The sequence below is a fragment of the Acinetobacter sp. PC34 genome (assembly GCF_051789135.1).
Lineage (GTDB): Bacteria > Pseudomonadota > Gammaproteobacteria > Pseudomonadales > Moraxellaceae > Acinetobacter > Acinetobacter johnsonii.
Genome location: NZ_CP196664.1, coordinates 3,377,137 through 3,394,398, shown reverse-complemented (window position 1 = coordinate 3,394,398; position 17,262 = coordinate 3,377,137). Strand labels below are relative to the sequence as shown.

The 17,262-nt window shown below is 40.9% G+C and carries 14 protein-coding genes, 3 tRNA genes, 5 pseudogenes and 1 other annotated feature; of the genes and pseudogenes, 12 read left to right on the top strand and 10 right to left on the bottom strand.

All coding sequences use genetic code 11. The features are described from left to right. Positions 1-5: 5 nt before the first annotated feature. A complete protein-coding gene (gene pfkB, locus ACSC9N_RS16535; RefSeq protein WP_058952404.1) occupies positions 6-938 on the top strand; it encodes a 1-phosphofructokinase in 933 nt (310 codons plus the stop codon). Positions 939-942: 4 nt separating this feature from the next. Then, positions 943-2,625 carry a fructose-specific PTS transporter subunit EIIC gene (locus tag ACSC9N_RS16530; RefSeq protein WP_058952403.1) on the top strand — a complete coding sequence of 561 codons (1,683 nt, stop codon included), beginning with the start codon at positions 943-945 and terminating at the stop codon, positions 2,623-2,625. A 29-nt stretch (positions 2,626-2,654) separates the two neighbouring features. On the opposite strand, the pseudogene ACSC9N_RS16525 reads toward ACSC9N_RS16530, so the two are convergent. Beyond that, positions 2,655-2,786, bottom strand: a pseudogene (locus tag ACSC9N_RS16525) (serine/threonine-protein kinase HipA); the annotation flags it as partial. Positions 2,787-2,927: 141 nt separating this feature from the next. On the opposite strand from ACSC9N_RS16525, the gene ACSC9N_RS16520 reads away from it, so the two are divergent. Beyond that, positions 2,928-6,275: a DEAD/DEAH box helicase gene (locus ACSC9N_RS16520; RefSeq protein WP_058952402.1), complete on the top strand. Its 3,348-nt coding sequence runs from the start codon at positions 2,928-2,930 to the stop codon at positions 6,273-6,275. 87 nt (positions 6,276-6,362) lie between these two features. Here ACSC9N_RS16520 and ACSC9N_RS16515 read toward each other — a convergent pair. The 5 genes and pseudogenes from ACSC9N_RS16515 to ACSC9N_RS16495 form a co-directional block, all read right to left on the bottom strand. After that, positions 6,363-6,921, bottom strand: a pseudogene (locus ACSC9N_RS16515) (transposase); the annotation flags it as partial. After that, positions 6,566-6,682 (bottom strand) — a sequence feature (AL1L pseudoknot). It overlaps the preceding pseudogene by 117 nt. 127 nt (positions 6,922-7,048) lie before the next feature. Continuing rightward, positions 7,049-8,308 (bottom strand): type II toxin-antitoxin system HipA family toxin, encoded by a 1,260-nt coding sequence (locus tag ACSC9N_RS16510; protein WP_058952400.1) that lies wholly within the window; start codon positions 8,306-8,308, stop codon positions 7,049-7,051. A 4-nt stretch (positions 8,309-8,312) separates the two neighbouring features. Next, positions 8,313-8,615: a helix-turn-helix transcriptional regulator gene (locus ACSC9N_RS16505; RefSeq protein WP_004681114.1), complete on the bottom strand. Its 303-nt coding sequence runs from the start codon at positions 8,613-8,615 to the stop codon at positions 8,313-8,315. Positions 8,616-8,805: 190 nt separating this feature from the next. Then, positions 8,806-8,948: pseudogene (locus ACSC9N_RS16500) on the bottom strand (transposase domain-containing protein); the annotation flags it as partial. Between the two features lie 108 nt (positions 8,949-9,056). Then, positions 9,057-9,420, bottom strand: a pseudogene (locus ACSC9N_RS16495) (MbcA/ParS/Xre antitoxin family protein). Positions 9,421-9,520: 100 nt separating this feature from the next. Here ACSC9N_RS16495 and ACSC9N_RS16490 point away from each other — a divergent pair. Further along, positions 9,521-10,222 (top strand): IS1 family transposase, encoded by a 702-nt coding sequence (locus ACSC9N_RS16490; RefSeq protein ID WP_131229815.1) that lies wholly within the window; start codon positions 9,521-9,523, stop codon positions 10,220-10,222. A gap of 79 nt (positions 10,223-10,301) precedes the next feature. Here ACSC9N_RS16490 and ACSC9N_RS16485 read toward each other — a convergent pair. The 3 genes from ACSC9N_RS16485 to ACSC9N_RS16475 all read right to left on the bottom strand — a co-directional run bounded on the left by ACSC9N_RS16485 (position 10,302) and on the right by ACSC9N_RS16475 (position 10,607). Continuing rightward, positions 10,302-10,377, bottom strand: a tRNA-Gly gene (locus tag ACSC9N_RS16485). A gap of 37 nt (positions 10,378-10,414) precedes the next feature. Beyond that, a tRNA-Gly gene (locus ACSC9N_RS16480) sits at positions 10,415-10,490 on the bottom strand. A 41-nt stretch (positions 10,491-10,531) separates the two neighbouring features. Next, positions 10,532-10,607: transfer RNA gene (locus ACSC9N_RS16475), tRNA-Gly, on the bottom strand. A gap of 221 nt (positions 10,608-10,828) precedes the next feature. Here ACSC9N_RS16475 and ACSC9N_RS16470 point away from each other — a divergent pair. The 5 genes from ACSC9N_RS16470 to ACSC9N_RS16450 all read left to right on the top strand — a co-directional run bounded on the left by ACSC9N_RS16470 (position 10,829) and on the right by ACSC9N_RS16450 (position 13,679). After that, entirely contained in the window at positions 10,829-11,137 is a 309-nt protein-coding gene (locus ACSC9N_RS16470) for a BolA family protein (protein ID WP_058952398.1), read from the top strand. Between the two features lie 14 nt (positions 11,138-11,151). Then, positions 11,152-11,544, top strand: a complete 393-nt coding sequence (locus ACSC9N_RS16465) for a SirB2 family protein (protein WP_004983982.1) — start codon at positions 11,152-11,154, stop codon at positions 11,542-11,544. A gap of 85 nt (positions 11,545-11,629) precedes the next feature. Further along, positions 11,630-12,484, top strand: a complete 855-nt coding sequence (locus ACSC9N_RS16460; RefSeq protein ID WP_058952397.1) for a ParA family protein — start codon at positions 11,630-11,632, stop codon at positions 12,482-12,484. Then, on the top strand, positions 12,481-12,870 hold the full coding sequence (locus tag ACSC9N_RS16455) for a hypothetical protein (RefSeq protein WP_058952396.1): 390 nt from the start codon (positions 12,481-12,483) through the stop codon (positions 12,868-12,870). Before ACSC9N_RS16460 ends, ACSC9N_RS16455 begins: the two co-directional genes overlap by 4 nt. Before the next feature lie 215 nt (positions 12,871-13,085). Then, positions 13,086-13,679 (top strand): LysE family translocator, encoded by a 594-nt coding sequence (locus ACSC9N_RS16450; protein ID WP_058952545.1) that lies wholly within the window; start codon positions 13,086-13,088, stop codon positions 13,677-13,679. On the opposite strand, the gene ACSC9N_RS16445 is transcribed toward ACSC9N_RS16450, so the two are convergent. Continuing rightward, positions 13,676-14,320 (bottom strand): DedA family protein, encoded by a 645-nt coding sequence (locus ACSC9N_RS16445; RefSeq protein WP_058952395.1) that lies wholly within the window; start codon positions 14,318-14,320, stop codon positions 13,676-13,678. The two genes, ACSC9N_RS16450 and ACSC9N_RS16445, sit on opposite strands and share 4 nt — an antisense overlap. A 194-nt stretch (positions 14,321-14,514) precedes the next feature. Here ACSC9N_RS16445 and ACSC9N_RS16440 point away from each other — a divergent pair. The 3 genes and pseudogenes from ACSC9N_RS16440 to guaA all read left to right on the top strand — a co-directional run bounded on the left by ACSC9N_RS16440 (position 14,515) and on the right by guaA (position 17,119). Then, positions 14,515-14,929, top strand: a pseudogene (locus ACSC9N_RS16440) (DoxX family protein). A gap of 126 nt (positions 14,930-15,055) precedes the next feature. Further along, a complete protein-coding gene (locus ACSC9N_RS16435) occupies positions 15,056-15,403 on the top strand; it encodes a NirD/YgiW/YdeI family stress tolerance protein (RefSeq protein ID WP_058952394.1) in 348 nt (115 codons plus the stop codon). Positions 15,404-15,550: 147 nt separating this feature from the next. Next, the gene (gene guaA / locus ACSC9N_RS16430) at positions 15,551-17,119 is read left to right on the top strand and encodes a glutamine-hydrolyzing GMP synthase (RefSeq protein ID WP_004684379.1); all 1,569 of its coding nucleotides are present in this window, start codon (positions 15,551-15,553) and stop codon (positions 17,117-17,119) included. The last annotated feature ends 143 nt before the right edge of the window (positions 17,120-17,262 follow it).

Here is a 17,262-nt window from a genome sequence, read left to right as displayed (position 1 = left end):
ACCGAATGGCTAAGATATTAAGCATTACTCTGAATCCTGCAATTGACCTCACCGTGCAATTGGATCAACTAAAAGTTGGCGAGGTCAATCGTCAGTTAACAGCTCAAAGCCATGCAGCAGGTAAGGGCTTAAACGTGGCACAGGTCCTTAAGGATTTGGGACATGAACTGATTGTGAGTGGCTTTTTGGGGCAAGAAAACCGTCAAATTTTTGACCATCATATCCAGCAAGAGCAATTTGATAACCAATTTATTTATGTTGCAGGTCAAACACGACAAAACATTAAAGTTGCAGAAGCTTCTGGTCAGATGACTGACATCAATGGCAAGGGCTTTTTTGTAGATACCTCAGCAAAACAACAACTACGTGAACGCCTATCTCAACTGATTTTAGAGGTTGATGTGATTGTAATTGCTGGCAGTTTGCCACAAGGTTTTTCTGCAGAAGAGCTTTCGACACTGATTCTATGGTTACAGTCTGCGGGTAAAAAAGTCGCAGTAGATACCAGTGGTGTTGCGTTGAAAGCAGCAATTGCTGCCCATCCTTGGTTGATTAAGCCTAATACAGATGAGTTGACAGAAACCTACCATTTGCCAGCAGAAACGTTTGCAGAACAGCAGCATCTTTTTGCCAGTTTAAATAGTCAGATCGAACATATGGTGGTCTCGATGGGTGAAAACGGGGTGAACTGGCTTCACCGCACGCAAACCCTGCATGCTACTGCACCGAAGGTCACCGTCCAAAGTACGGTGGGTGCGGGAGATTCCTTGCTGGCAGGTATGATTCATGGCTTGTTGAGTTCAACTTCCCCAGAAGAAACATTGAAAACAGCAACCGCAATTGCGAGCAATGCTGTGACCCAAATTGGGTTTGCCCTTCCAGACTTTGCTGTTATTGAAGATTTGAAATCGCAAATCTCAGTCCAATCATTGAGTTAATACGATGCAAGAGATTAAACATATTTTATTTGTGCCACATAGTCCCGAGCAGCCGATTAATGCAGTGATTTTGGCCAAAAAACTGTCCAAAGCAGCAACAGCACTTGGTATTTCCAATGATGTGGCGACATCAGTTGAGCATCTCGATTTATCAAATGTTATTGATACGGTTGTTTTTGTTGGACAGAAGTCGGCAGATGCGACTCAACTGCGTGACAAGGTTGTGAAAGTCATTGGTTTGAATAACGCACAACACGATGCGATCATGCTTTTGCAAGAGGTTCTTGAGCATTCAGATGTTTTAGATGAAACTATTGCAGCCAATGTAGGGGTTACACGGTTTGTCGCCATTACAGCATGTCCAACTGGTGTTGCGCATACGTTTATGGCGGCCGAAGCCTTACAACAAGGTGCAGTAAAGCACGGTTATCAGATTGATGTTGAAACCCAAGGATCGGTTGGGGCTAAAAATATTTTATCGGCAGAAAGTATTGCCAAAGCAGATGTGGTGATCTTAGCAACGGATATTGAGGTAAATACAGATCGCTTTGTAGGCAAACGTGTATATCGCTGCAGTACAGGATTTGCCCTTAAGCAAACGGATAAGACTTTTGCAAATGCAATTGCTGAAGCCAAAGTGCTTGAAACGGGTAAGCAAACAGCCACTAAGACAGAAAATGAAAACAAAGAAAAAACTGGAATTTATAAACACCTTTTAACAGGGGTGTCTTTCATGCTGCCGATGGTGGTGGCGGGAGGTTTGATCATTGCCATCTCGTTTATGTTTGGCCTCAATCCTGTTGAAGGAAGCTTTGCCGCATCCTTAAAGCAAATAGGTGCTGCAGCATTTACTCTTATGGTACCTATGCTGGCAGGTTACATTGCTTATTCTATTGCGGATCGTCCGGGTTTAACTCCAGGTTTGATTGGCGGTTTACTTGCAACACAATTAGAGGCAGGCTTTCTCGGTGGATTAGTTGCAGGTTTTATTGCAGGTTATATTGCGTTATTTTTATCGAAACAGCTTAAACTCCCAAGTAGCCTAGAAGCATTAAAACCAATTTTGATTATTCCACTATTGGCCAGTTTAGCTGTTGGTTTAATCATGATTTATGTGGTTGGACAGCCTGTTGCACAATTGTTTGAATTACTCACACACTTCCTTGCCAATATGGGGACGACCAATGCCATGATCATGGGGGTTATCCTTGGGAGTATGATGTGTATTGATGTTGGGGGGCCAATAAATAAAGCGGCTTATGCCTTTACGGTGGGCTTACTTACGTCACAAACATACGGACCGATGGCGATTACCATGGCTGCGGGTATGGTACCACCATTGGGTATGGCAATTGCAACTTTTCTAGCAAAGTATAAATTTACCAAACCTGAGCAAGATGCAGGGAAGGCTGCTGTAGTTCTGGGCCTATGTTTCATTTCGGAAGGTGCTATTCCGTTTGCTGCCAAAGACCCGATTCGAGTGCTTCCATGCGCGATCGCAGGTGGTGCTGTAACTGGGGCTTTGGTTGCATTATTTAAATGTGAACTAGTCACTCCGCATGGCGGTGTAATGGTACTGATCATTCCGAATGCGATGAATTATCCATTAAAATATTTATTGGCGATTGCGATTGGAAGTGTGGTGACTGGTGTAGCTTATGCTGTGATAAAACAACGGTTAGAATAAGCCCTCTATAGAGGCTTTGTGAAAGCTATTTAGTGCAATAAATGAATATTATGCTCAATCCTATTTTGGATCAGTTGGAGAGTCTCTGCTTGAATTTGTCCAGGTAATAGATCATGAGCGATGTTGCTGAATAGGATTGCAACCTTACAAATCGAGCCAATATTCACCCCATCCATTGTAGTAAACATTAAGTTTTTTTGAGCATGGATTGATTTCCTTTTGATACGTTGGCGAGCACTACTGTTCTGAAATGACAGCTTTGTCCGTTATTATTGTATAAACATTTTTGGTGTCTGGTAATTATGTCCTCATTGATCAACTTTCTATCTCGCTTTAGTACTGCAACTCTTCAGCGCAGTCTGAGCTATGCTAAACACATTGATAGAGAAACAATTGAGTTCTTTGAGGAAAATGATGATGTCACGATGTATGCTCAAATTGAAGGGACAGATTATTACGATACCGCGATTACCTATAATCTTAAAAAAGACCGTTTAATCGATGACGACTGCACTTGTCCGGTTGGATATAACTGTAAACATGCTGCTGCTTTAGCGCGGTTATTCTTTCAAGAATATCGTCAGGAATTTCAACAGCGTTATGCTGAATCTCAATCCCCGCAGGGAATCGCAAAACGCCAACGGCAGGATGATCAGGCGCAGCGCTGGTTGAATGATTTTAAACGGTATTTACAACAGACTGAACCAGAGCAATCTGTCAAAACAAACAATTATTTAATTTACCTGCTAGATCAGTCTGTCAGCTTAAAGAAATTGACAGTTGATGTTCAGAAAGCCAGACGCAATAAAAACGGCTCAATTGCGGGGGAAAGTTATTATACCCAATATGAAAATATCACCAGAAAGCATCTGACTTTACCTGAACAAAAACGACAATTATTTAACCAGATTTATTATTATGCCAAAATAAACAGTGACGAACGCTTTTATCAAAGCAATCTTGATATCTCAAGCATTTTATTGGAGCATTTCAAATCTTTTATTCAAAGTGGCGATGTGTACTGGAAAAAAAAGAGCCATACTGCACTTCAATGGTCAGAACAAGGCTATCACATCGAACTGATCTGGCAACAAGGTTTAAACAAACAGACAGAGCATTTAAACATTGAATTGGTCAATGGTGATATTCGGCTCGATTTAAAATCAAATCCTCATATTCAGATTCTCGCGAGCCATCCACGATGTTATGTGGATATTCAACAGAACACGGTGGGCCAGTTATATGGTGAATATACGGCAAATCTTCTGTACCATTTTTTACAGATGCCTGATCTTCCAGCTAAGCTCTTGCCAGAGTTTGAGAAACTGACTCATCAATATTCAGACGTGAAAAATCTGCCTCAGCCCGAGTCTATTCAGCATATTGATGTCCTTGAGGGAAGTCCCCAGCCAATTTTACGCTTCGGTGTTTTAAATAAATTTGATTGGAAATGGGAAGAGTCTGTTTGTGCCGAAATTGAATTCTCCTATGCAGGTGGGCGAATTAAAGCAGGTACATCAGGTGACAGTTTTATTGATGAACAGCATGGCAAAATGGTGCGACAGCTTCGGGACTTAGTTCAGGAACAACAGTCAATCCAGCGTTTACAGCTATTGGTCGAATCACTGAAGTGGGTGAAAGATCTTAGTTATGACCATCAATTAAAACTGGATAAACAACGTCTTGATTCTATGGTTTTTGCTTTCTATGGAGACTGGATCAAACAGCTGATGCCCATCAATCAAATTGAGTTGATGGGCTGGCAGATAGAGCATCTGGAAAACAGCCCCTTTAATCTGCAATATGTTGAAAATTTAAATATTTCTATCACTGAATCTGAAGGCCAGCAGGACTGGTTCAATATCGGGGCGACGGTTCAAGACAGTGCAGGCAATTCTTATAATTTGCTTGATGCGCTCGTAGCTTTGGTGCGAGTAAATCCTGATTTACTTGATCCGCGGACGTTTATTCATCTGCATGACAGTCAAATTTTCACCGTGAAAACTGCAGTTGATCAACCTGATTTGGCTCTATCCGCTAGGGATATTAAGCCGGTATTGTTGCATCTGCAGAGCATTTTACAGCAAGAAGAGCGCAGTATTGATCGCTATGATGCGAGTCAATTATTAGAATTGCAGCATAATCTTGGGATGACATGGCAGGTCAGTGATCGCCTGCAGCAATTTGTACAGAAATTCAAACAAGGCTATCAGCAACAACTGCCGACACCACAAGGTTTTCAGGGGGAGTTGCGTCCATACCAGCAGCAGGGCTTAGGCTGGTTACAGTTTTTAAGGGAAACCCAGCATGGCGGGATTCTGGCAGATGATATGGGCTTGGGGAAAACAGCACAAACTTTAGCCCATTTACTCATGGAAAAGCAGGCTGGATATTTGCAGGACAGTCCCGCCTTAATTGTTGCACCCACATCGCTGATGCATAACTGGTTCAAAGAAGCGGAGAAATTTACCCCTCAGCTGAAGGTATTGCTGCTACAGGGGCCCGACCGCCATCAGAATTTTGAGCAGATTCCGCACTATGATATTGTGTTAACCACCTATCCGCTTCTAGCGAGAGATGAAGAACAATTAAAGCAATATGAATATCATCAACTCATTTTAGATGAGGCGCAGAATATTAAAAATCCGCGTGCCAAAGCTGCACAGGTAGTACGGCAATTAAAAGCACGACATCGTTTGTGTCTAACAGGTACCCCGATGGAAAATCATTTGGGTGAACTGTGGGCACTATTTTATTTCCTGATGCCAGGATTTTTATATTCACAAGAAATTTTTAATAAAAAGTACCGTCATCCGATTGAAAAACGCGGTGATCAGCAGTTAAGGCAAAAGCTGGTCAACCGGATTAAGCCCTTCATTTTACGTCGCTTGAAAACTGACGTAGCCAAAGAATTGCCAGAAAAAACCACGATTGAAGTCAATATTGATATGAATGACCAGCAATCCAAGTTATATGAGGCTGTTCGTGCCACGATGCAGGAAAATATTCAGAAAATTGTGGCAGAAAAAGGCTTTAAACGTAGTCAAATTCAAATTTTAGATGCCTTACTGAAGCTACGTCAGGTGTGCTGCCATCCTAGCTTACTAAAGCTGGATTCAGTGAAAATTGGGCAGGCAAACTCTGCCAAACTTGAACAGTTGATGGATATGGTCGTTCCAATGGTGGAGGAGGGGCGAAAAATTCTTATCTTCTCTCAGTTTACCTCAATGTTGGAACTGATTGAGCAACACCTCCATCACGCAGAAATTGGCTATGTGAAGCTGACTGGAAAGACCAAAAAGCGAGATGAAGTCATTACAGCGTTTCAGTCTGGACAAGTGCCGATATTTTTAATCAGTCTGAAAGCAGGAGGGGTCGGTCTGAATCTAACTGCCGCAGATACGGTCATTCACTATGATCCATGGTGGAACCCTGCTGCTGAAGATCAAGCTTCAGATCGTGCATGGCGGATTGGACAGGACAAGCCAGTATTTGTGTATAAGCTGATTACCAATAAAAGCATAGAAGAAAAAATTCTTGCCTTACAGCAAAATAAAGCAGAACTGGCACACTCTATTCTAAGTACCGATCATGAGGGCGAAGCGAAACTGACGGAAAATGACGTGATGAACTTGTTTGAGAAATTTTAGTTTGGTGAACTGTACCGGGTTTGTCGGAGACTTTTTTATTTAAGTTAGGCCACCTAGCTTAACGGGTTAGTCTTATCATAGTAGACCAATAAATAATCTCTTAGATAGGCTGTCTGATGTTTTTAAAATGCCATAACGCCCGGAGCTTTCTTTCCAAATTCGTTTAATTTATTCAGCATGATGCAAATCATGTAGATCTCGCTTTGTTTGATGTTCCCTTGCGAAGCGAAGCTTCCCATCAACTAGATCTAGGGGTAATACCCCCATTTTTAATTAAATTAATAGGTAGAAGCTGCGATCGGTAAAATCTTACAATTCGGCTCAACGCCATATAGGTCTTTATTGTTATGGATGAAATCCAGCATTATTTGTGTGGGCGTTCGAGCTCCACCTGGGCGAAAAAAGTGGCTGCTTTACGGAGAATTTCATTCGCACGTTGCACTTCTTTATTTTCACGTTCGGGCTGTTTAATACGTTCTTGATATGGAAGTTGCTGTACTTTAATTGAATTTTGTTGATCTAAATATTTTTGGTACCAAACTCGTAAAGTTTCAGGAGTGCAACCAATTTTAGGCACAATCGCAGCCCAATTCGATGGATAATCTTTTTCAAATTCAATCAATAATTGAACCGCTCTATCTCTGATTTCAGGGGTATATTTAGGTTTTTCATCGGATCACTACGCTTCGCTACGTCTTGCGAAGCAATGCGTCTCATCTCAGAAAGTTTGGTCTCCGACAAACCCGGTACGGTTCAAGCTTTGTAAAAGCTATTTAGTGCAATAAATTGATATTATGCTCAATCCTATTTTGGATCATTTGGATAGTCTCTGCTTGAATTTGTCCAGGTAATAGATCATGAGCGATATTGCTGAATCGGATTGCAACCTTACAAATCGAACTAATAATTTCATCGACTTCTTGGGCAGAAAGTTCCGCTTCCTGAGTACCAAGTTTTACAAGAGCTTGTCGAGGAATATCCAGTGCCTCACCCATGATATCCATTTGATGATATCCACCTGGCCCTTCACAGAAAGTAACATCATAGGCAGGGGATAGTTTCCATTGCCCATTTTGGGACATCAGAAATGAAAAGTTTTTGCAATGATCATCTCGATTATTGAAGACTACATTGAAAACAGCTCGCTTGAATGCAATTGCTTTTTCACGAACATCATTGGTGAAAAAGTGTGCAGCGCGAAGAAAGTTACTGTAGTCTAAACTCCCTGGTGATTTAAAATCAGCTCCGGTGAAGGCCGCTAAACTTTGCATAGGGATACGCATGCCATCGTGGCGGTCAAATCTCTTTGATGCAAATGCGGTTAATCCATTCGGAAGAGTAAAATATTGAGTGTCAGGGGTATCAATATGACAATGACGCAAACATTCTGCATAAACAGCTTCAATTGCACAAACTTCAGGATGCTCTTGCTGAGCGGGAAATTTGATCAGCCAAGCTTCATGTTGATGTGAGCTAACTGTTGAGAATTCGTTGGTGACAGAATCACGATAGATGAGCGCTTTTGGCCTTGCACCTTGTGGAGATCCACCCATAATTAATAAATGCTGTAAAAATTCTGCACCTTCTCCTTTGAGAACTTCCTGAACTTCTTGAGCGAGTTTAATCAGTGGGATATTTTCAGTTAATGCTAACTCAGTTGCTGAAGGTTCAAAGGATAATGCTCCCATCGCATGTGTATTAATATACGTGAGTCTTTCTAATGGCCCAATCCGTGCAGGATTAAATCCATTTTTTTTAAATAAGCGATCCATAAGAAGCATGCCCCAACCATCGGGCAAGGCATCATATATAGGACCTGGCAATCCCATTTGATGTGCATGAAAGTTCGTTCTTAATGGGTCACCTTTTAACGGAAGTAGGTAAGAGGAAAGTTCTAAACCTTTACTGATCGCTTCTGCACTGTATTCAAAGGCGATTAATGGCCGACCTGTGATTGCGGTTGAGGAGACCAGTGTACCCCAAAGCCAATATTCACCCCATCCATTGTAGTAAACATTAAGTTTTTTGAGCATGGACTTATTTCCTTTTGATACGTTGGCGAGCCGTATTGCTCTCATAGCGGAGAATGTCATTTACACTGTTTAAATGAGGTTTAAAGAGTTCCTCTAATTCTTTTAATCGGCCTAATACCATGGCAACACGTACTAAATTTTCAAATGAAACATTTCGACCAGCTTCCAGATTAGATACTGTATTCACACTAACACCAGCACGTGTAGCGACGTCTGCCTGAGTCATTTCCAGATAAAGTCGTTCTTTGCGAAGCCTTTCACATAATGAAGTAACAACCTCTTCAGGTTTTTTGAATTTTAAATCCATAATATTGTATCTTATGTCTATATATATGTATTAAACCACAAAATAATGGAGTTATTAACTGTGCTAGTTGATCGGTAATGAGGTGCTTAATGGGCTGATTAGATCCTATTAGATTAAAGGAGTCTAATTAGATATTTAAAATCTAAAGGAATCTAATACGTAAGCGTCCGCTGAACCCCATAGCTATTTTTTAATTCGGTTCAGGTTTCCAGCGGTGTGTTAGTAATTCTTCTATTTGGGTCATTTATGTGTCGGCAGCCTTTTCAGCACATCATTTAAATAGGCATACGGATCTAGGCCATTCAGCTTTGCTGACTGTATTATTGACGGAATTAGGTCAGACATATACATCTTGAAAAGAAGAGGGGATTCTTATACCTCGCATTTGAATTATTGGAGAGGACTATCACTTTCAAATTTTTCTGTAATACTTTGCTTATCTTAAAGTTTAGTCTGAAGGCCTTCCACCAATTGTAAAACAGAGGCCAATCCCTGAGGGTTCTGAATCTGTTCTATTGGAATACCACTCAACAATTTATTGGGTGACATTCATAAAATGTTGCATCCATTTAGCCTCTCCACCTGTTAGAGCATCTAATGATATCGCAATACGAATTAAAATAATTGCGAGTTCTCCCTGACTTGAAACGGGATCTAACTCAAGCGAATTTAAAGTTTCCACTGAATCTAAATTGAGAACGATAGCAAGCTGATCCTGTGTCAAACCAAGTTGTTTTGCAGCTGATAAAACAGATTTAGACAATACCTTTTTTTGTTTTGCAATTTTTTCTAATGTTTTACGCATAACTGATCTCTGTTTCAGAGGTTACTGATACATAGAATTTAGGTGGTGTATCAAAAAGTATGCTAAAAAAAAGCAGGTTGAATTTTGATAAAATAGAGAAATGCAAATAACTCTAGAAATCAAATGTCCAACCTGCCTCAGTGACAGTATAAAGAAAAATGGTATCAAAGTAGATGGGAAACAAAACTACCAATGCAAAGACTGCAAACGTCAGTTTATTGGTGACCATGCTCTGAGCTGTCTAGGATGTAATTCTGGCATTACTCGTAAAATATTACAGTTAATGGTCAGAGGCAGCGGTATACGAGATATCGCTGAAGTTGAGCGCATTAGTATCGGTAAAGTCTTACGGACTTTAACTGAATCGGCCTATCAAATTCAGCCTAAACAAAGTCATTATGAATCTCTCGAAGTAGATGAATTCTGGACTTTTGTTGGAAATAAAAATAATAAACAATGGCTTATTTACGCCTACCATCGAAAAACAGGTGAGATTGTTGCTTATGTTTGGGGTAAGAGAGATTTAGCTACAGTCCAAAGGTTGAAGACAAAGCTTAAACAATTAGGTATTCACTACACCCGAATTGCAAGTGATCATTGGGACAGTTTCATCACTGCTTTTAAAAACTGCAAGCAAAGTATTGGTAAGTTTTTTACTGTAGGAATTGAAGGTAATAATTGCAAAATAAGGCATCGAATAAGGCGTGGTTTTAGAAGAAGTTGCAATTTCTCCAAAATGCTTGAAAACCATTTTAAAGCCTTCGACTTAACCTTCTTTTACATCAATAATGGCTTCATTTAATGTCAGCATACTTTTTAAAACACCACCTAAAAAATCTAATAAAAAAGCCCCCATCTTTCGATGAGGGCTTTTTTGAATTTGGAGCGGGAAACGAGACTCGAACTCGCGACCCCAACCTTGGCAAGGTTGTGCTCTACCAACTGAGCTATTCCCGCGTATTGAGCAGTTTTTGCTAAAACTTACACTAAAAAATGGAGCGGGAAACGAGACTCGAACTCGCGACCCCAACCTTGGCAAGGTTGTGCTCTACCAACTGAGCTATTCCCGCGTATTGAGCAGTTTTTGCTAAAACTTACACTGAAAAAAATTTGGAGCGGGAAACGAGACTCGAACTCGCGACCCCAACCTTGGCAAGGTTGTGCTCTACCAACTGAGCTATTCCCGCATAGCGCTGTATGATACAGCAAGCAAGTTCAGGGTCAATAGCTTTATGAAAAAGCTGAGTTTAATTGCATAAAATAAAGCCAGTTTTAGACGATGCCTTGAGATTTTTTTAACTTTTGCTCGTGAAAAGTTGTGCCTCATGCTAGCTGAAAGGGTTTTATGCATTCAACATCTTGAAGGAACAGGTATACTCTGAACGAATCATTATTTTTGGAGACAGGTATGAGCTTGGAGCAGCAATTGATTGAACGCTTACAACAGCTTTCCCCATCACATTTAGAAGTCGTGAATGAATCTTCTGGTCATGGCGGCTATTTTCCAGGTAAAGAATCACATTTTAAAGTGATCGTGGTGAGTGAGATTTTTGCGGGATTACGCTTAGTTCAGCGCCATCAAAAAATTTATGCGGTAGCAGGAGACTTACTCAGTCCTGGTAAAATTCATGCTTTGGCTATACATGCTTTTTTACCCGAGGAGTGGCAAGGACAAGACACTTCTAGTCCAAATTGTGCACATGCCCCGAAAAGCTAAGCAGAGATTCAGTCATGGAAACACAATTATTGATTAAGATCGTGCATATGAGTGCGGTCAGCTTGGCATGTGTCGTGATTTTGGCGCGTGCCATGACGCTATTTAAAGGCGTCCAAGGCAATCAGCCTAATCCAGCGGGTCGAACGGCTTTTGTTGCTCTTCAGCATTTAAGTATGCTGGTGATTGTACTGACCGGGATTGTCCTTTTAGTGATGAAAAACTTTGATGTGCAAACATGGTTTTATGCCAAAGTGGTTTTATTTTTAGTGATGTTGTCCGCTTTGTCGAAGGCTTATAAAAAAGAAGACAGCATTTTACTTACACAGCGCCGAGCGGGCTTATTCTTGGCCGTGGTTGCGATGATATCCATTTTAGGTTTAGTCATGATTAAACCAAACTTTGGCTAATTGTTAGACATAATCATCGGCACAGCGATTGTTCTGCGCTACACTGCTATCTATAGCGGAAAAATAACAAGAAGGAGGGGATTTCATGCATACACGTGTGGTATTTAATCAAAAAGGTGGTGTCGGTAAGTCCAGTATTGCAGTAAATTTGGCGGCAATTAGTGCACATCAAGGCCTAAGAACCTTATTGATTGATCTCGATCCGCAAGCGAATTCGAGTCAGTATGTGCTGGGCGATGACGCAACGTATTCGGCAGACAAACCAGCTTTAGAACCCAATATTGAAAACTATTTTGAAGAAGTGCTTGGAATGACTCAAAATAAAAGTTTATTGGGCAGTGCCATTGGTTCGATCCTCAAAGGACGAGCTAAAGGCTTAGAAAGTTATGTACACCAATCCCCTTTTAAAAATTTGGATGTGATTCCAGCCAGCCCAAGCCTTGGGGCATTGGCTTATGCGTTAGAGTCAAAACATAAAATTTATAAACTGCGTGATGCGTTACAACAGCTTGCTGGAAAATATGATCGTGTTTATATCGATACACCGCCAGCCTTTAACTTCTTTACTTTGTCGGCACTGATTGCAGCTAATAAAGTCCTGATTCCGTTTGATTGTGATGTCTTTTCTAAACGTGCACTGCAAACTTTGATCGAAAATGTGCTTGAAACTCAAGACGATCATAATGATCATTTGGAAATTGAAGGCATTGTCGTGAATCAGTTCCAAGCGCAGGCCAAACTTCCGCGTGAAGTGGTGCAACAGCTGAAGGATGAAGGTCTTCCTGTACTAGAAAGTATGTTGCCCCCATCGGTGCTGATGAAAGAATCGCATCACAAAAATTTACCCTTAATTCATTTGGCACACGATCATAAATTGACGCAGGCCTATCAATCATTGTTCAATGAGATTGAGAATAATAAATTGCGAGATTCAGCATGAAAAAGATCACAATTGCTTTTTTAATGGGCACTACGCTGTTATTGAGCGCCTGCGCCACAACGGTTAAACCGACTTATGTCTCTCCTACACAGTATCAAGCTTTGAACTGCCAACAGTTACAAGCGGAATATAATCGGATTCAGCAACATTTAGATGAAGGTGTACCTACTGCGAAACGTACGGGTGTCGGCGTGGGTCTAGGTCTGGGTGGTGGATGGAGTCATGGTGGCGGTTGGGGCTTTGGTCCAAGCGTTTCAGTGAATATGGGACAATCATCGAATACTAAAAAAACTGAAATTTCACGACTTTTGGGTCAGCAAGAGGCGATTGTACAGGCTGCAAAATTCAAAGGCTGTGCGATTACCGTGCAAAATAAGACGAATTAATGCCGCATTTATTCATCCTGCTGAAGGGTTCAACCTTTCAGCAGTCATTAAAATCTTAGCAAAATGTTTCGAAAATAATTTCAATAAAACAATAGACTATCGTTTTAACACGCACTTTTTTACCTCATGGGTTCTGTATTTTTTTCGACTTTGGCTTGAGGAAACCGCTCTTTTTCGGCTAAATTGCGCATCTTTAATGCTGTTGTTGGATGTCTATGATTGAGAGTTGGCTGTTTGTATTGGCAATGATTGCTGTCTTGATGATTCCGGGACCAACCAATGCTTTACTCGCAAGCTCTGCACATCAGCAAGGTCTGGCGAAGACCAGCTTACTTGTACCCGCAGAACTGTTAGGGTATTTCTATGCCATCAATTTATGGGCACTCCTGATTCATCTTAGCACCCCGACTTGGCCTTATCTGATAGACCTTTTACATGCACTCAGTGCAGTCTATGTGTTCTGGCTGGCTTTTCATTTGTGGAAAAGCTCACACTTAGAAAAACATAATCAACGTTTTACCTCGATTCGACCTAAACAATTGTTTTTTTCTACTTTGAAAAATCCGAAAGCGGTCTTATTTGCTGCGGGTATTTTTCCCTATGAAGCCTGGGATAATCCCACCAATTTCTTTTTGGTGTTTGCGGTGTTTAGTCTGGTGTTATTGCCAACGGCACTGTTCTGGATGTCTTTTGGCCGTGCCATTTTATCGGGTGAGTCCAAACAAATAAAAGCCGATCTCTTATATAAAGGATCGGCCATGTTGTTGGTGGTGTGTATGTTTCCCGTGATTCTACGTTTTTTTGCTTAAGCTTCAGTGGTTGATTTTTTCTTTAATTTGGCACGAATAAAACCAATGATTCCCGGCAAGATGCTAATAATAATAATGCCGAAAATCAGATGCGTGAAATTATCTTTGACCACAGGCACATTACCAAAAATATAGCCTAAAGTAATGAATGAACCAATCCAGCAGAATGCGCCAATTAGGTTATAAGATAGGAAAAATTTGTAATCCATTTTTCCTGCACCTGCTACAAAAGGTGCAAAAGTCCGCGCAAAAGGAATAAAACGCGCAAAAATAATGGTTTTACCACCATGTTTTTCAAAGAATTTTTGTGTATTAATCAGATGTTGTTTATTGATGAAACGGGATTCGATTTCAAAAACGCGCGGTCCAATATAACGACCAATGTGATAATTCAGCGTATCGCCCAGTACGGCCGCGATAAAAAGTAAAACACCAAGAGTCCACGGATTCATTGCACCTGTGGATGCTGCTAAGGCACCTGCGGCAAACAATAAGCTGTCGCCGGGTAGGAACGGCATGACCACCAAACCTGTTTCCACAAAGATGATGAGAAACAAAATTGCATAAATCCAAACCCCATAGTTGGTGATAAACTCAAGCAGATGGTCATCGACATGTAATATAAAATCAATCAGTTCCATGGGGCACAAATAAGCAAAAGAGTGCGGAAATCCTAGCAGTCTCGTTATCAGAAGTCAGTATTAAAACGTAAATAAATTTAGCTATCAGTGTTCTTATCTTAAAACGATGTGTGATGAAAATGGATATTTATTCTAAAAATAGAGAACATTAAGATAGCTACAACTTCAAATAAAACCTATTTAAAGGTGTAAAAATATTTAATCGAAATGTTGTGGCCAAAAATATTGTCAATCAACCCAATACCGATGCAGTTTTAGCTTTAATTCCCCGTGTACTGATGGCTTATATTTTCCTTGTTGCAGGCTAGGGAGAAATTTCAGCTTATAGCGTAACTTTAGGGTATATGGAGTCGATGAGGACTTGGAGCGCTATTACCTTTAACCATTTTAGTTGAGTTTGGTGGTGGCTTAGCGCTGTTATTTGGTTTTCAAGCCCGCTTTGCTGCGTTTGGCTTAGACCTATTTAGTGTTATTACCGCGTTTATTTTTCACGATGGCGCACAAGTCAGCATTAATTTTATGAAAAATTTTGCCATGGTAGGTGGTCTATTTTTTCTAATGCTGCATGGTGCAGGAAAAATGAGTCTAGATCATTTGATTGAAAAATAATTCAAAATGAAAAGCAGCATACAGGATGCTGCTTTTTTATTTACAAGAAAGTACGGTGTGGACGTTATTTTTTTTGATCAAGATCAATAAAACATGAGGAAAATAAGATGAAAAAATCTTTTTAAAATAGGGTTATGTATTACAAGTTTAAGTCTTGCCACTGGTGCATGGGCTAAAGATGACCATATCATTTTACAAGAAGCAGCAAAGAATCATGTCTCTGTGTCAGCCATTGCAAAGCTCAAAGATGAAACGGCGGTCACTTTAAAAGGGACACTGCTGAAACATCTCAATGAAGACCACTACGAGTTCAGCGATGGTACAGGGGTTATTTTGCTGGATATTGATGACGATTTATGGAAAGCATCTAATATTAAAGCAGGTGATAAAGTGCAGGTTGTGGGAGAGGTGGATACACATCGTTATAAACCGACCGATATTGAAGCCGTTAAAATAGAAAAAGTTTTGAAATAAACATCAGGCACGCGAAAGCGTGCTTTTTGATATAAAAACCATTGGGTTTTAAGCGTTGTATAAAGCTTGTCCGAATTATGTGCGTTATGCGCGGAAAAATGCTAGAATACGGCGCTTATATTCGTTTGCCTTTCATAGTTGTTTGTCATGACTACCAATACTCAAATTACTGAAGATCGTATCCTTATTTTGGATTTCGGTTCTCAATATAGCCAGCTTATTGCACGCCGCGTACGTGAAGCTGGCGTATATTCTGAAATGTATGCCTATGACATGTCTGAAGAAGACATTCGTGCATTTAATCCAAACGGTATCATCTTATCAGGTGGTCCTGAGAGCGTACACGAAGAAGGCAGCCCACGTGCGCCAGAAGTTGTGTTCAACTTAGGTGTACCAGTTTTGGGTATTTGCTATGGCTTACAAACCATGTCTGCACAGCTTGGCGGTAAAGTTGAGCCGGGTACTGTACATGAGTTCGGTTATGCCGAAGTAAACATCCAAGTTCGTGACAAGTTGATTGGTGATCTTGAAGACACCAAAGACCAACTTAAAGTCTGGATGAGTCATGGTGACAAAGTGACAGCGATTCCTGAAGGTTTCCAAATCACTGCAAGCACACCAAGCTGTCCAGTTGCGATGGTTTCTGATGAAACGCGTCGTTTTTATGGTATTCAGTTCCACCCAGAAGTAACGCACACTGCAAAAGGTGCAGAGTTATTATCTAACTTTGTACACAGCATTTGTGGCTGTCGTAGCCTGTGGAACTCTGAAAACATCATTGACTTACGTGTTGAACAATTACGTCAGCAAATTGGCGATCAAAAAGTTCTTTTAGGTCTGTCGGGTGGTGTTGATTCATCAGTGGTTGCTGCGCTTTTACACCGTGCGATTGGCGATCAATTGACTTGTGTATTCGTTGATAATGGTCTGCTTCGTTTGAACGAAGGCGAGCAAGTGATGGACATGTTTGCGAAAAACATGGGTATCCGTGTAATTCGTGCCGATGCGGAAGAGCGTTTCTTGACTGCACTTGCTGGTGAAGTTGATCCTGAGAAAAAACGTAAAATCATTGGTCGTGAGTTCATCGAAGTTTTTGCTGAAGAAGCGCGTAAGCTTGATGGCGTAAACTTCCTTGCTCAAGGTACGATTTACCCAGACGTGATTGAATCTGCTGCAACTAAAAATGGTAAAGCGCATGTGATTAAATCACACCATAATGTGGGCGGTTTACCAGATGACTTGGCTTTTGAATTGGTTGAGCCAATCCGTGATTTATTTAAAGATGAAGTGCGTCGTTTAGGTACAACTTTAGGTTTACCGTTTGAAATGCTATATCGTCATCCATTCCCAGGTCCAGGTTTGGGCGTGCGTATTTTGGGTGAAGTGAAGAAAGAATATGCAGACATTTTACGTCTTGCAGATGATATCTTTATGCAAGAGCTTCGTGCAAGTGGTTGGTATGATAAAACTGCGCAAGCATTTGCTGTATTCCAACCGGTGAAATCTGTTGGTGTCGTCGGTGATGGTCGTCGTTATGCATGGGTGATTGCACTTCGTGCTGTTGAAACGGTTGACTTTATGACAGCGCGTTTCGCACATCTTCCTTATGATTTGGTTGATAAAATTTCGACACGCATCATGAACGAAATTAAAGATGTTTCTCGTGTCGTTTATGACGTGTCGTCTAAGCCACCAGCAACGATTGAATGGGAGTAAAACTGGGCTTTCATGAAGCAACGCTTCATGCCAGTTTTACGCCAAAGGCTACGTCTGCGGCAGAAAGGCTTTCAAGAAGCGAAGCTTCTTGCCTAAATTACGCCAAGAGCTATGCTCGCGGCAGTGAATGAGAAATTACTCTT